Raw genomic sequence first — 15,731 nt, 5'->3', positions numbered from 1 at the left:
AAGCTGTTTTCGCAGTGGAGGCAAGGTTCGTAAGGAAGCCAGAAAACTCCCGTGAATTCTTCTTTTTAAGTTTGAGATAGGGGCTTTTACTTTTTTGACAGTAAGAAGGTTCAAATCAAATGATCAGCACCAAGATGGGTACGGTCGAAATCAACCTATCGCCAACTTCGCAATGCCTTCTTCATGTACAATTCATGATCTGCCGAAACCGAAACATTCCCCTTTTTTTATTGCAGACCACCACCAAATAAGAAACGGTGGTCATAGGTTGTAAAAGCGAACTCAACGAAGCTGAAATAAAAAAACAATCCGAGAACTAAGAAGAAACACCCATGTTGCACTGCTTCGAGGGTGCGCTTCACTATGCTCTTGGAACTTCACGCCGCTCTATTTCCTGAATCATAGGCAAAAGGAGGCTCGCTGAATAGCAGTCGTCTAAAATTCCGTTGCCTGAACACGGGAAAGTCAACGATCAAAAGCGGTATTGGTGCGCCTTTGTACGTTTTTTCAAGGCGGAATGTTGTGGTAAAAGATGACCCTCCGTGATTGGTCGGTAAAAAGAGCGTGTTGTACGGTACCAATTTGATAAAAATACCGTGATTTAACGGTGCAAAAATCCGTGAAAACACCCTTTTTTTTTACTCAAATATTTTGCAACTTGCAGGGTGAAACAAGGGATCAAATGAATCCTGATTTCTTCATTTTTTATCCAACACAAAACACATAAAATTATGAAAAAAGCAGAAGAAAACCCCATGAACAGCGAATACACGCAGCAGATTCTAGATATGTTGCAAGTGATTTTCGGCTATGTGAAAAAGGTGGTAGAAAACGACCTCATCTACTATGATAACGCTGATCTGAAAAGAATGTTCCACATCAGCGACAGCACCCTGCACCGGTTGCGGAAACAAGGAGTCATCGAGTACATCAAAATCGGTGGTAAATATTTTTATCGTAAATCTTTTATCGATAGTGCCTTTATTAAATAAAGGCATTTTTTAGGGCCTGCTTCCCGCTCCATGAGCGCACCTCTTTAGAGCTTCCCGACCATCATCCTTCTGATTGATCAGACCTTCCCGCCAAACACTTCCCGCCAAATCCCTTTTTTTTCCTGCCTCCACTTGCCGTCGTGCGATCCTAACACTCGCCACTCAGCGCCGCCGTTCAGAACCCTTTGTGCATGCTCGCAAAATCCTACCATTTCCACTTGACCAAGAACCAAAATGAGTGCACTCCCGTCATTGTTCTACTTCTTAAAGAAGATGGTGGGGTTGAATGCGCTTCAAACGCCTGCACCTAAGCGTTTCCAAAAAAAGAAAGACCTTTTTCCCACCATGTATTCCCGCTTCTTTATTGCTCGTTTGTTCGATGATTGTTCGACCTTTCTTCGACTGTTCTTCGGTAAAAACATCTTTTTTCCGAAGGATGTTCGAACATGACTCGAACAAAGGTCGAAGAAACCCCTTAAAAAACTGCGCGCAATCGGTCAAAATCGGTCAGCGGTTGTCAAAACCTGTCAAATTTTTCACGGGTTTGGAGGGGAGTAAAATTTCGTTTTACATTCGTATAACAAATCCAAAATTATAGTATTATGGCTAACATTAGCAAAGGAATCCTAGGAGGATTCAGTGGAAAAGTAGGCACCATTGTAGGAGCCAACTATCGTGGAAAGGACATCATTAGAAGTGTCCCTAAAAAGAGTGGCAGAAAGCCGACTGAATTGCAATTGCTGCAGCAGAAAAAGTTCAGACTCGTAGTGAGTTTTCTGCAACCCCTCAAACCCATCCAAAGTAAATATTTTGGCATGAGCAGCGGGGTGAAATCAAAGGCTAATTTGGCAGCCTCCTACATGCTCAACAATGCATTGTTGGTGGTGGCAAATGAACCGGAACTGGTTTTTAACAAAATTCTGATCACCAAGGGAGAATTGGCAGGATTTCAAAATCAGGTAGCCACGCCTGCAGCAGGCAGGATCATGAACTTTACCTGGGACGATAACAGTCTTCAGGGGAACGGCAACGCCACCGACGTAATGAATGTGGTGAGTTACAGTGAAGATCAGCAAGTGTTTGAAGTGTTTCAGGGAGTCGCCACCCGTGCAGATGGCACCGCCCAGATCACCCTGCCCAATTATTTTGGCGGACTCGATATTCATTTCTGGATCTATTTCAACAACGCAGAGCAGAAGCTGGCGTGCAACAGTCCTTACCTCGGACTTATTACCTTAATTTAACCAACAACCCCGCTTGAGAGAACGGGGTTTTTTTGTGGGGATTTTGCGATTTATATGGTAAAAGATATATGAAATAATGGTGTTGTAAAAAATATATATTTTTTTACACCATTTTACGGGTTCCCTTTTTTTATATACATCGGCTTTTACTATATTTAACGTCAATTAATTTTTATGGCAAGTTGTTTAAATAAAATCGTAAAAAAGTATACCGAAAATTCATTTGCAGACTGCTTTAAAGCGAAATTTCAAATTTGTATAATAAATTTCAAATCTAATTTTTCAACCCACTTATCCAGTTTTAATGATTGATAAAAAGAAACTGTCAGAAAGAGATATCTGTACAAAGTTCATAAATCCTGCAATTCAGGAAGCTGGTTGGGATATGCATAAGCAGGTTCGCGAGGAAGTGTTTTTTACAGATGGGCGAATTATCGTACAAGGGAAATTATACACCAGAGGTAAGAGCAAAAAAGCAGATTATATTCTTTACTACAAACCAAATATTCCAATTGCAATTATAGAAGCAAAAAAGAATATATTACCTGCAGGTTCAGGAATGCAACAGGCTTTGGAATACTCCGAAATTTTACAGATCCCATTTGTATTTACTTCCAATGGAAACTCATTTGTTTTTCATGATAAAACAAATTCTGGAAAAGATTTAGAAACAGAACTTGCACTGGATGAATTTCCTTCACCCGAAATTTTATGGGAAAAATATTTGAAGCATAATAATCTCGCAGAACCCAAAGCAAAGGAAATTGTAGAGAAGGACTATTATGTAGATACGAGTGGAATGAAACCACGATATTATCAACAAAATGCTGTCAATAGAACAATAGAAGCAATTGCCAAAAACCAAAAGAGAATTATATTGGTAATGGCGACCGGAACAGGGAAAACATATACCGCATTTAATATTATTTGGCGTCTATGGAAGACGGGTCTTAAAAAACGGATTCTTTTTCTTGCAGATAGAAATGCTTTGTTGACACAGACTAAAAATGGTGACTTTTCTCCCTTCGGCAACGATATTATGCACATCATCAAAAACCGAAAAATAGATAAGTCATATCAAATATATTTTGCGCTCTATCAAGGATTAACTGGTACAGATGAAGAAAAAAATGCTTACAAAGAGTTTAGTCGAGACTTTTTTGATCTAGTTGTGATTGATGAATGTCATCGTGGAAGTGCATCAGAAGCTTCTGCCTGGAGAGAAGTACTTGAATATTTTTCTTCTGCAACTCAAGTTGGTTTGACAGCGACTCCAAAGGAAACAAAGGACGTATCTAATATGGAATATTTTGGAAAACCTGTTTATACGTATTCTTTAAAACAAGGCATCGATGATGGTTTTTTGGCGCCTTATAAAGTGGTTAGAGTAACAACTAATGTAGATGAAGGATGGAGGCCAACTGCCGGAATGTTAGACAAATTTGGTAATGAAATTAAGGATCGAATTTATAATCTCAAAGATTATGACAAAACTTTGGTTATTGATGGACGCACAGAAATTATTGCCAAGAAAATTACTGAATACCTAAAAGCAACAGACAGATATGCAAAGACGATTGTTTTTTGTACAGATATCGATCATGCCAACAGAATGAGACAGGCTTTAATAAATGAAAATGCAGATTTGGTTGCAAAAAATTGGAATTACTGTGTTAAAATTACTGGTGATGATGATGTAGGAAAACAAGAGTTAGATAATTTTACAGATGTTGAGGAACAGTTTCCTGTCATTGCGACCACTTCAAAAATGCTAACTACGGGAATTGATACCAAGATGGTAAAATTTATAGTGTTGGAATCTAATATTCAATCGGTCACAGAATTTAAACAAATTATAGGTCGAGGCACCAGAATTAGAGAGGCAGAAGGCAAAGTGTATTTTACCATTTTAGATTTTAGGAAAGCAACAAATATTTTTGCAAGACCTGACTTTGATGGCGATCCCGTTCAAATTTATGAGCCGGGACCCGATGACCCAATTGTTCCGCCTGATGAAGATGATAAGCCAGAACCAACTGTGGGGCCAATTATTTCACCTGGTGATGAGAAAGATCCGCCAGATATTACAATTCCTGATCCTCCTGTAGAGGAAGTTAAAAAGTATTACGTTAATGAAGTTCAGGTCACGGTAATTAATGAAAGAGTGCAGTACTACGGAAAAGACGGAAAGTTAATAACAGAATCTTTAAAAGATTATTCCAAAAAAAACTTAGAAAAAGAATTCAGTTCATTAGATGATTTTATTCAGAAATGGACAGAATCTGAAAAGAAGGAAGAACTCATCAAAGAATTAGCTGACCATGGCGTATTGTTAGAAGAACTGCGCGAGGATGTTGGAAAAGATTTAGATGATTTTGATTTAATATGCCACGTCGCTTTTGATCGGCCATCTTTAACCAGAAAGGAAAGAGCAGATAATGTCCGTAAAAGAAATTATTTTGGAAAGTATAGTGAAATGGCTCAAAAGGTTCTCAACAGTCTTTTAGACAAATATGAAAAAGAAGGATTTTATTCTATTGAGCAAGGATCAATACTAAAAATAAAACCTTTAAATGAAATGGGATCACCCGTGGAGCTGGTAAGAGCTTTTGGAAAAAATAAAGATTTTGAAAAAGCCATGAAAGAATTAGAAAACGAAATTTATAATATCGCGTAAAATATGGCAAGTTTATACCCCACTACACTTTTTCATTTTACAGATAAAGATGGTTTATATAAAATATTGACGTCTAATTTCAAGGTTTCTTATGCTAGAGAAAAGATTTGTGGACCAAATTCAGAAAGGGAATTTGCAGTACCAATGGTTTCGTTTTGTGATATAAAAATGGCAGATTTAAAATATTTTGTAGAGAAAGACTATGGAAAATTTGGTATTGGTTTAACCAAAGAATGGGCAAATCGAAATTCTTTAAATCCTGTTATGTATATAAATCAGCATTGCGATATAGCAGATCGATTTAACAATGGTTTAGCAAGCGTTTATCAAACATTAGGTTCAAATTCACTTACCACAAAAGGTTATCATAATTTGATAAATACTTATCGATATATGAAGAATTATGAAGGAGATTTAATTCGAGATCAAAAAATTACAAAAAATTACCGATTTGCTGATGAAAGAGAATGGCGCTATGTTCCGCCTTTCGAAGAAATCGGTGTTGAACCTTTCGTAGCAAAAACTAGTATTGAAACCAAAGAAAGAAAAACTTTTTATAATAGAAAAATTGATCATTTAAGATTATATTTTCAACCTGAAGATATCAAATATTTAATTGTTGAAAACGAAGACGATATTTTAAAATTAATTGAACATTTAAGATTTGCAAAGGTCAATTTTACAGAAGATACAAAGAAAAGACTGGCAAGCCGCATATTAACATTAGAACAAATTATAAACGACTTTTAAGCTAATGAGTAACATTACGACAAACATAAAAAGCATACGCGACATCATGCGTAAAGACACCGGAGTAGATGGTGATGCACAACGCATCTCACAAATGGTCTGGATGCTTTTCATGAAAATATTTTCAGACAAAGAAGAAGAATGGGAAATTACCATTGACAACTATGTTTCACCAATACCCGAAAATTTAAAATGGCAAAACTGGGCGGCAGATGATGAGGGCTTAACAGGTGACCTCTTAATGGATTTCATTGATAACGAACTATTCCCGGCACTTAAAGACCTGGATATTTCCATTAGTCCGCAAACACATATTATTCGGTCTGTCTTTGATGATACTTATAATTACATGAAAAACGGAACACTCTTCCGACAGGTCATTAATGTTATTGATAATATAGATTTTAACAGCACTACAGAGCGTCATTTATTTAATGACATCTACGAAACTATTTTAAAAGAATTACAGTCTGCAGGTTCTTCCGGGGAATATTATACACCAAGAGCGGTTACCCAATTTATGGTGGATATGATTAATCCTCAATTGGGAGAATCGGTACTGGATCCTGCCTGCGGAACAGGTGGTTTTTTAACCTGTACCATCGATCATTTGCGGGATCAAATTAACACTCCAAAAGATCGAGATATAGTACAAAATTCTATTCGTGGCATTGAGAAAAAACCTTTGCCCCATTTGCTTTGTACCACCAATTTAATGTTGCATGGTTTTGATTTGCCTGCTGTGCGCAGAGACAATTTATTGAGCAAACCTTATTCAGATTGGGGAATCAAGGATAAGTTGGATATTATTTTAACCAATCCGCCTTTTGGTGGAGTGGAGGAAGATGGTACGGAAACCAATTTCCCAGCGAAGTTTAGAACTAAAGAAACCGCCGATCTATTCCTGGCGCTAATCATCAAATTATTAAAAAATAACGGTCGTTGTGCGGTGGTTTTGCCGGATGGAACTTTATTTGGCGAAGGCGTTAAAACCCGCTTGAAAGAAGAACTTCTGGAAAAGTGTAATCTGCATACAATTGTACGCTTACCAAATGGCGTTTTTAATCCTTACACAGGAATTAAAACAAACGTTTTATTTTTTGAAAAAGGAACGCCTACAGAAGATATTTGGTATTTCGAACATCCTTATCCCGAAGGTGTAGTGAGTTACAACAAAGGAAAACCTATTAATATTAAGGAGTTTGACTTAGAAAAATCATGGTGGAACAATCGGGAAGAGAACCAACATGCCTGGAAAGTTTCTGTAGAAGAAATTAAAAAACGCAATTACAACTTAGATATTAAAAACCCGCACCAAGCCGTCGATACTTTGGCAAGCCCGGAAGTGATTTTAGAAAAATTTAATGCTGCCGAAAAAAAAATTGCGTCTGTACAAGATGAAATAGTAAAGGTATTAACTGAAGCCCTACAATAAGATGCAGTTATTACAACATTTTAAAAACCTTACCCTCCATCCTAAAAACGCAAAAGAACTGAAAGGTTTGATTTTACAATTAGCAATACAGGGAAAGTTAACGGCTAACTGGAGAAAAGATAATCCCGAAGTAGAACCTTCTTCAGAATTGTTAAAAAAAATTGAAAAAGAAAAAGCGCAATTAATTAAGGAGAAGAAAATTAGCAGAGAAAAATCTGTACATACAATTTCTGAAGAAAACTTTCCTTACACTTTGCCAAATACTTGGCAGTGGACATACTTAATAGAATTGAGTTCTATTAATGGAGGTTTTGCATTTAAAAGTACTAATTATATTGAAGATGGTGTCAGAGTTATACGTATTTCTGATTTTGATGAAAATGGATTTAAAAATCATAAGGTAGTTAGACATTCATTTTCTAATGATTTGAGTTCTTATATTCTGGAAAGTAAGAATATCTTAATAGCAATGACAGGTGGAACAGTGGGTAAAAGTTTATTTGTTGATTCAATTTCAGAAAAAATGGTTGTAAATCAAAGGGTTGCAACAGTAAAGATTTTTAAATCAATTTACGAAAAATATATAAATTGTGTAATTCCTACTCCATTAATACAAAATGTTATTAACGAAGCGAAAAACTCTACGAATGATAATATTTCGATGTCCGATATCAAATACTTCACCATTCCTCTTCCACCTTTAGAAGAACAAAAAGAAATCGTACGCGTAGTTGAAATACTTTTCAAAGAAGTAGAACAATTAGAGCAATTAACAAAAGAGCGAATTGCTTTAAAAGAAGATTTTGTGACTTCGGCTCTGCGACAATTAACAACTGAGGACACATCGAAAGAATGGGATTATTTACAAGACCATTTTAAATCTTTCTTCACTGAAAAAAGTGCGGTAAAAAAATTGCGTGAAGCAGTTCTACAATTAGCCGTTCAAGGAAAACTCACGGTCGATTGGCGAAAAAACAATCCAGACACAGAAACTGCCACAGAACTTTTGAAACGCATACAAAAAGAGAAAGTCCAACTCATTAAGGATAAGAAAATAAAAAAAGAAAGTCCGCTGCCTCCAATTTCAGATGATGAGATTCCATATGAATTGCCTGAAAGTTGGGTTTGGTGTAGACTTGGTGATACATTATTATTTTCAGATGCAGGAAAAAGTCCAGACTGTGAAAAAAGACCTGTTGTTAATAAAGAATGGGGAGTGCTAACTACAACTTCGATCCAAAAGAATAAGTTTAATCAAAATGCAAATAAGGTTTTACCTGCAAATTATCAAATTAATGTAAATCAAATTGTAGAAATTGGAGATATTCTTATCACAAGAGCAGGTCCTATCAATAGAACTGGAATAGCTTGTAAAGTTGATGAAATGAATTTTAATTTAATTTTATCAGATAAAACTATTCGATTACAATATTTAAAGGATTTACTTTCACCTGATTTTATTGTATCAACTTTAAATAGCGATTTAATAAGAGGTTTGTTATTATCAAAAATGATTGGAATGGCATCTAGTCAGGTAAATATATCACAATCAAATATTAAAAATATACAATTTCCCTTTCCTCCCATTGAAGAACAAAAAGCAATAGTAGAAAAAGTAAATGCCTTAATGCTTTTGTGTGATCAACTGGAGCAAGAAATAGAAGAAAGCAAAAATCTAAATGAGCAGTTGATGAAAAGTGTTTTGCGGGAGGTTTTTACAGATAAAAAAGAAATGGAAAATGTCTGAAGTAGTACATTTTGAACTATCAGAAGATGATTTTACTCGTTTAAATGATGCTTATCCCAATAGAAAGAGCAATCATGACATTGGTAATTTCGGAGTTCAAGTCGTGAAACTCTATCTAGAATCAACAGGATATACAGAGGTTAGAATTAACGTAAAGAAAGTTGATATCCAAGGAACTTTAAATAATGTTGTAGAAAAATTTGAAGTAAAGTCAACCGTGAAATCTGAAATTTCTTATGATTGCCTAAAAGTATCGAGTCCAAAAGATTACAAATCACTTACTGAAGACAATATGGAAATCATAAGAGTTTGCAGAGTAGGACAAAGAACTGTAGATCTTCACTTTTTAAAGCACGGTATTGATTTTCTATTGGTTCCAGAGCCAAGATGGAGATTGCAAAAAATAAGAAGATAAATTTACTTTTTAAATAATTTAAAATGAACAAACATCTACGTATTCTCATAGATCATTCGGGAAGTATGGGTTACATGAAAGGTACAGCGGATGAAAATAAATGGCTTTTAGAAGACGGTTCTCCACGAATTGAACTTGTTAAAAAAATTCTAACTAATGATTTATTGACACATTTAGATTTTTTTGATACTATTAATATTTTCACTTTCCGAAGTAATCCAAAAAATGTTCAAGATTTAATTTTACAAAAGGTTTATGCCGGAAGTGAATTTGAAAACGCAAGTAACGAAGTTAGAAAACTGCCAGTGCCAGAAATGGGCGGTACTCCTTTATTTTTGGCATATCAAAAAACTTCTCACTTCCTAGAGAAAGGTGGTGATAATTCACATCGTATTTTGCTAATCATCACTGACGGTGATGGTAATGATTTTATAAACTTTGATGAAAAAATACTCGAACATCAAAAGAATACAGATAAATATTGGAAGATATTTATTATTGGAATCGACCAAAATGCTGAAGCCGCAAGAAAATCTAAAAATGTATGTGAAAATACAAAGGGGGTTTATATAAATCTAAATGCAATTGCTTATGATAAACAGTATTTTTCAAAGATACTTTTTGAGATGAGATCTTCCATAACGAATGCAATTTTGATGGAGGCAATAAACTTAGATTTACAATCAGATTCGACCGAGGAAATCAAAGAAGAAAAAGAGGATTTTGACGTAAAACAAGATGTTTTAATGAATAACGTGAAAATCTCTGAAGAAAAGTATATTTCCACTTTAGAGAAAACGGTAGAAAGTAATACTATTGCAATCAAATTAATTGGAAAACAGTTAGAATTAATTTCGGCAGAAATTATAAGAGCAAATTCTATAAAATTCGAAGATTCAAAAATTATAATTGACGAAGATCCTATTCTAAATGCAAAAATTGGTAGACGGGCGGAAGAAATTGCATATGAATATCTATCAGCAAAAATGCCAGATGTAATTTTAAGTTGGGAGAACGAATTTACTGAAAGTTTTAAGCAATATGATTTCAGCTTCATAGAAGAAAATATAACAATCTATATTGAATGTAAGGGTACAACAGGAACTGAGAAATACTTTTTTCTAAGTAAAAAGGAATGGAATTTTTTCATTGATAACAGAGATAGATATGAATTAGTTTTGATTTCTCAGTTATATACAAAGCCTTCAATTTACCATAGCGAAAATCTCTTTAATTCAATTTTAAATGGGGAAATCGTACCCTATTCTGAATTAAATAGAAATATGAAAAATGGATTGGTTTATCTTCGAGTTATTTAAATGAGATGTTTAAACAATCTTTTTTTATGGACACTTTACAAGCGTTTGGAATATATAAAATTTGCAATAGCAGCATTATTGATTATGCAAATTCAATTGGAGCAAGGAATAAATGTAAGCAAAAATCTGCCTGAGCAGTTGATGAAAAGTTTATTGCGAGAGGTTTTTGAAGGACAAAAAGTATAAATTATAAAAAAACTACGTATCAATGAATAAATATTCCATGCTAGGAAATTGGTTGAATTTTGAAACCTACTCCTTTGATAAATATATAGAGTTTATCGAAAATAATTTTGAATCTACTTTTAAACTGATTGAGGAAAGGTTTCACGAATTAGAAGCAACTCTTGAGGATGATCCAATTAGAGAAACTGTAGAAAATAATCAAAGTTACTATGATCATTTAATTGATAGCACAATTGATGAGCATTATGAGCATAATGTTTTTCAACAGCGTTATAGATATTCTGTTATAATTCAATTGTTTATTTTTTTTGAAACTGAAATAACAAGAGTTTTAAATTATAATAAAAATCCTGCCTCAAAAAGCGTATCTGGCGATTTTTTAGATAAAGCAAAGGAAGTATTAAAACCAAAAGTGCTTATTGCGGCATTTCCCCAATATGTTTTTCTAAAGAATTTTTTGGAGTTAAGAAATGTAATTGTCCATTATAATGGTAAAGTTAGAACTAGCGACCCAAAAATTTCTAAAAAAATACACTGTTTAAAGGACTTGAAAAAGAGCAAAGGTTTTACCCTTATCGAAACTGTAAACCCAAAATCTATAAGTTACGAGGTGAAAATTGAAGATCAAGAGTTTTTAAAATATTCATTAAAACAGATTGAAGATTTCTTGAGCAAGTTGTACCAAGAGTTAAAAAAAACAGTATAATAAATTTAAAATAAAATATTTTTTAAATAAATAAATTTGGAAATAAAAGAAATTGAAAGCGCACTGGATTTCAGCATATCTTTAGAAAATAGAATTCAGAAAAACTTTGGGGAGTTATTAATACTACTTGAAGATTTTAACAACATCTTTGAGATTGAATCTGAAAAACTACCTTACCATATTAATCTTATAGATGAACTGCATGCAGATGAAAACGCACACAGTCGCATCTTCGCAAAGTTATTAAGGTACAAAAAAAATAATAAGTATCCATTAATAGAAGGTTTTCTTCACGATGTCTGCGGTTTTGAAATGACTATTATAAAACCAGTCGTAGAAAAAGTAGATTCTTGTGGTCGTATTGATATCCCGATTTTTGATACAAATTATGTGGTTTTAATAGAAAATAAGGTCACCGATAAAGCACCGGATCAAAACACTGAGGCAGGTGGACAATTGGCAAGATATATTGAGACCATTAAAAACAGTTACAGGAGGAGTGAAAAAGACATTTTTGTTGTTTATACACCAAAATACAGCAGAGAACCTTCAGCCGAATGTTGGATTAATAAGGATAAACTATCTTATAAAGACAGTTTTAAATTAAGATTTAAATCTGTATCATACCGTGATGATATTTATCCCTGGCTCAAAGACAAAATATTACCATTTGAAGAAAAGGATATTTATTTACAAAGTGCCATCGCACAATACATCGATCATTTGGAAGGTCTATTTAGCATACGAACAATAAACAAAGCAATGAATATGAGATTACAGGAATTTTTGAAAGAACAATTGAATTTAGAAGGTAAAAATTCAGACGAAGCAATAAAAATTTTAAACCATAAAAAGGAAGATTTAGAAAATGCAATTGCGCAAATAGAATTATTAAAATTCGATTATCGTAAAAAAAATGTAGTTGACAGGTTTAATGATTGGAAACAACAAATTATTGCAGACTTTCCTAATTTAAAAATTGTGGAAGATGACCCAAGTGCACGAAATAATGTTATTAATTTAGGTGTAATAATGGAAGTTGATGGAAAAGAGTTTTCTGCACTTGTAGAGTGTATTATTGGCGAACCACTAAATATTTATTTTGGTATTAGTCCGACTTATACAAATCATGGGCGTATTGATCTGCCAGATTCGCTTGCAATAATACTTAGGAAAAATAATTTAGGAGAACCGGAAAAATCGTGGTACGGCTGGAGACATACCTCATTGGCAAATGGTTATGTAGATTTAAAGAATATAATCGAAAAAATTAAACAGGAACAACAATAATCATTACAAAGTAATAATGCATGAAAAAATATTTATTATTTTATTTTTTGTTGTTTTTTATACAAAACTATTTTTCACAGGAGGCACGGTATATAGATACTGAACTTTTAAATGTTCGCAGTGGACCCGGCAAAAATTACGAAGTTTTAGATACCGCCCCAAAGGGAGAAAAAGTTATTTTTATATCCACCAAAGGAAATTGGACGCAAATTCAAATGGATAGTGGCATTAAAGGTTTTGTTTCATCAAAATTTGTAATTAATACGCCACCTACTTCACAAAAAATCAATAATGATCCGGGCAAATGGTGGAAAGTTCCTTTAGGAATAGTAGGATTTCTTTTGATAGTAAAATTCTTTGGCAGTAAAAAATGCTCATCGACATCCTCACGAGATTATTCGAAAACTTTTAAAACTCAACAAAATATGGGCTCCAATGCGGTAGTAGAGACCGTAAATATTTCTTCTAAAGAAAAACCATCAATTGCGCCAAAACCTATTCAAAAAAAGGAAAAATTATATTGTAAGTTTTGTGGTAGAGAAGAGACAAATTTATTTTTTCTCACCAGCGGCAAGTGCCAAAAAAGTTCTTCAGGATATCATATGCCATTTGAAGGAGATGTGGAAAAAAAATACCTTTGTAAATTCTGTGGTAGAGAGGAAAGCAATTTGTTTTTTTTAACTTCTGGAAAATGCTCAAAAAGTTCAAACAATTATCACCAACCTTTTGATGGGGGATTTAAGGATCGCTATGCATGCAAGTTTTGTGGAACTACCGACAGAAGTCTTTTCTTTTTAACTTCGCGTAAATGCAATAAAAGTACAAGTAAATACCATCAACCACTGATTTAAAAATTAGAAGAAAAAAATTTTTGTAAGTTTTCGTCACTCTTCATAATTTCTTGCAAAAAATTAATTAGGTGTATAAATGTCAGCAGAATATTTTAGATTAAAAAGGCCCAATAAATTTATTGGGCTTCAGTTTATTTTTTACTAATTGCTATAGTTACAAAGTTGATAATTTACATTTCTCAACTTTTTATTTTATAATTTAGCAATATAATGAAAGTCTAATTGATGGCTTTCTAATTACCAGGTTCAAAAGTAATTCCAACAGTTGCAGCTTGTTGTTTTTTAATAACAGAAGAGGTTGAATATATTGGTATATTGGCAGAAAGAGTATATTTATTTTTTATTTTAATTCCAACAGTCAATTGAGTAAGCCAAAACTTATTGTCAGAAATTTTTGATTGGAATTGACTTCCACCAATGAAATAAGAGTGCTTAACAGCGCCAAATAATGTGGCTTCATCTTTTATAGATTCTTTTTGTAGCAAATCTACCGTTCCCATGATATATCCAGAAAGTTCATGATAATTGTAAGTGCTGTTGAAAGCTACTTTATCTTTTATGTCATCTACGTTAAAGCGATATTCCACAGGAATATAAATAATGACTTTTTTGCCATTACCAATATACCATTTTGAAAATATAATTGGCGTAATAAGACTGATGTTTAATAAACCTCCATTCATTAGTTTTGAGGTCGCAACGGAATCTTTTTCAGAAGTTTGCTGGCTTATGTTGGTAGCCATTGTAAACTTAAAAGGGAAAATTACGCCACTTACTACATCAGCATTTGCACTAAATGAGCTGCTAAAATTTGATTGTATTCCAACTTTGTTAATGAACATTACGCTTTCTTCATCATTATTGTACAGAAAAAAATATTTAGCACTCATGACACTTCTAAGCGGCAAAAGTCTACTTAAGTAATTTGGTGTTCCTCCTAAAGAGTTAGCTGTTTTAAAAAAAGTTTTTAAGGCTTTATACCTTGCAATTAATTTGTCATACGCTATCATTTGTCTACTGTATTGCCCAGTGTCTGCATTACTATAAATCTTCCGCTTTTGTCCCAGTTCATCAATCCTTTTTATAACAATTGTTCTTAGGTTATCGCAAGCAAATGCGCTAACTTCATTCTCTTTGATACCCATCAATTCTTGCATGTCAGGCTGTAAATATTGTGGAATTGGGACCAAAATACTTCCGGTATCATAGGTATTAATAATTGAAGTTTCAGTTTCAGATTTTTGTACATAAGTAAAATATTCATTCAGTGCTTTAAATTTTTGGATAGAGTCACCGTATTTTTTCATTTTTTCATTGAAGTCTGATTGATTTGTTAAGCATGGGTCATTACTTTTTATTTCTGATATTTTTAGACATTTCTGCATTTCTTCTAAAGTCTCAATTTTTTTTTGAGTTACTTTAGAATATTCAGCAGAAGCATAAGCAGCTACCTCACCTTCTATATTCAAAAGATTTTTCATGTCATCTTTTAAATTTGATGGTATAATAGCTACTGAGTCTCTTAGTAACAAGTTAGAATTACTGACGGTCAATAATTTATTTGAATTTTTATTTTCAAATTTCGTATTAAAATCCGGAATTGTTTGTGCACAGTAAATAGCTGATGACAGTGTCATAATTAATTGTAATAAAGTTTTCATAATTTAAGTGTTTTAAGGTTGTCATAATTTATTTAATTGTCATTTGTTTTGTTTATTTCACATAAAAATAAATAAAAAAAAGCAAACTGACTAGCAATTGTTAGTTTTTTTTGTTAATGTAATGCGTAAAATGGATTTAATTAATGGATTTAAAAAAAATATACAAAAAATAATAAATATAATGCTTGAAATTTTAATAATATAATAAATATTGTACATTAATATATGCATTTATTGATATTTTGCTCAAAGGTTAAATCGACGTTTTTAAGAGACTTAACTTAGATAGATCAATAAAAAGCGTAATATTAAATATTGCACTTTTGATTGTTAAAAATTGATGGTTTCACTCGTCATAATTAATTATTCATTTTTCATGAGCCATAAATGATAACCTTACTCACTACTACATTCCCAACATTCGCAGAAATAGAAACCTCGTTGCATCTTCGTTTAGT

The 15,731-nt window shown here is 33.2% G+C and carries 12 protein-coding genes; 11 read left to right on the top strand and 1 reads right to left on the bottom strand.

Annotation, left to right across the window (positions count from 1 at the left end; translation table 11 throughout):
• The first annotated feature begins 731 nt into the window (after positions 1–731).
• The 11 genes from BW932_RS08490 to BW932_RS14155 all read left to right on the top strand — a co-directional run bounded on the left by BW932_RS08490 (position 732) and on the right by BW932_RS14155 (position 13,612).
• A complete protein-coding gene (locus tag BW932_RS08490; protein ID WP_076387068.1) occupies positions 732–992 on the top strand; it encodes a helix-turn-helix domain-containing protein in 261 nt (86 codons plus the stop codon).
• 602 nt (positions 993–1,594) lie between these two features.
• Positions 1,595–2,236: a DUF6266 family protein gene (locus BW932_RS08480; RefSeq protein ID WP_076387066.1), complete on the top strand. Its 642-nt coding sequence runs from the start codon at positions 1,595–1,597 to the stop codon at positions 2,234–2,236.
• 307 nt (positions 2,237–2,543) lie between these two features.
• Entirely contained in the window at positions 2,544–4,913 is a 2,370-nt protein-coding gene (gene hsdR, locus BW932_RS08475) for an EcoAI/FtnUII family type I restriction enzme subunit R (protein WP_076387167.1), read from the top strand.
• A 3-nt stretch (positions 4,914–4,916) separates the two neighbouring features.
• Complete coding sequence (locus BW932_RS08470; RefSeq protein ID WP_076387065.1) at positions 4,917–5,663, top strand: abortive infection system antitoxin AbiGi family protein; 747 nt, start codon at positions 4,917–4,919, stop codon at positions 5,661–5,663.
• 4 nt (positions 5,664–5,667) lie between these two features.
• A complete protein-coding gene (locus BW932_RS08465; protein WP_076387064.1) occupies positions 5,668–7,098 on the top strand; it encodes a class I SAM-dependent DNA methyltransferase in 1,431 nt (476 codons plus the stop codon).
• 1 nt (position 7,099) lies between these two features.
• The gene (locus BW932_RS08460) at positions 7,100–8,845 is read left to right on the top strand and encodes a restriction endonuclease subunit S (RefSeq protein WP_076387063.1); all 1,746 of its coding nucleotides are present in this window, start codon (positions 7,100–7,102) and stop codon (positions 8,843–8,845) included.
• Positions 8,838–9,260, top strand: a complete 423-nt coding sequence (locus BW932_RS08455; RefSeq protein ID WP_076387062.1) for a hypothetical protein — start codon at positions 8,838–8,840, stop codon at positions 9,258–9,260. The genes BW932_RS08460 and BW932_RS08455 overlap by 8 nt, the downstream gene beginning before the upstream one ends.
• Before the next feature lie 23 nt (positions 9,261–9,283).
• Positions 9,284–10,579 (top strand): protein NO VEIN domain-containing protein, encoded by a 1,296-nt coding sequence (locus BW932_RS08450; protein ID WP_084566484.1) that lies wholly within the window; start codon positions 9,284–9,286, stop codon positions 10,577–10,579.
• Positions 10,580–10,787: 208 nt separating this feature from the next.
• Complete coding sequence (locus BW932_RS08440) at positions 10,788–11,471, top strand: hypothetical protein (RefSeq protein ID WP_076387059.1); 684 nt, start codon at positions 10,788–10,790, stop codon at positions 11,469–11,471.
• Positions 11,472–11,507: 36 nt separating this feature from the next.
• Positions 11,508–12,761 (top strand): PD-(D/E)XK nuclease family protein, encoded by a 1,254-nt coding sequence (locus BW932_RS08435; protein ID WP_076387058.1) that lies wholly within the window; start codon positions 11,508–11,510, stop codon positions 12,759–12,761.
• Positions 12,762–12,781: 20 nt separating this feature from the next.
• Complete coding sequence (locus BW932_RS14155) at positions 12,782–13,612, top strand: SH3 domain-containing protein (RefSeq protein ID WP_084566482.1); 831 nt, start codon at positions 12,782–12,784, stop codon at positions 13,610–13,612.
• 233 nt (positions 13,613–13,845) lie between these two features.
• On the opposite strand, the gene BW932_RS08420 is transcribed toward BW932_RS14155, so the two are convergent.
• Positions 13,846–15,273, bottom strand: a complete 1,428-nt coding sequence (locus tag BW932_RS08420) for a hypothetical protein (RefSeq protein ID WP_143745532.1) — start codon at positions 15,271–15,273, stop codon at positions 13,846–13,848.
• Positions 15,274–15,731: the final 458 nt, after the last annotated feature.

The organism is Kaistella chaponensis, from assembly GCF_900156725.1.
Classification (GTDB): Bacteria; Bacteroidota; Bacteroidia; order Flavobacteriales; family Weeksellaceae; genus Kaistella; species Kaistella chaponensis.
This window is presented reverse-complemented; position numbering and strand designations above follow the sequence as displayed.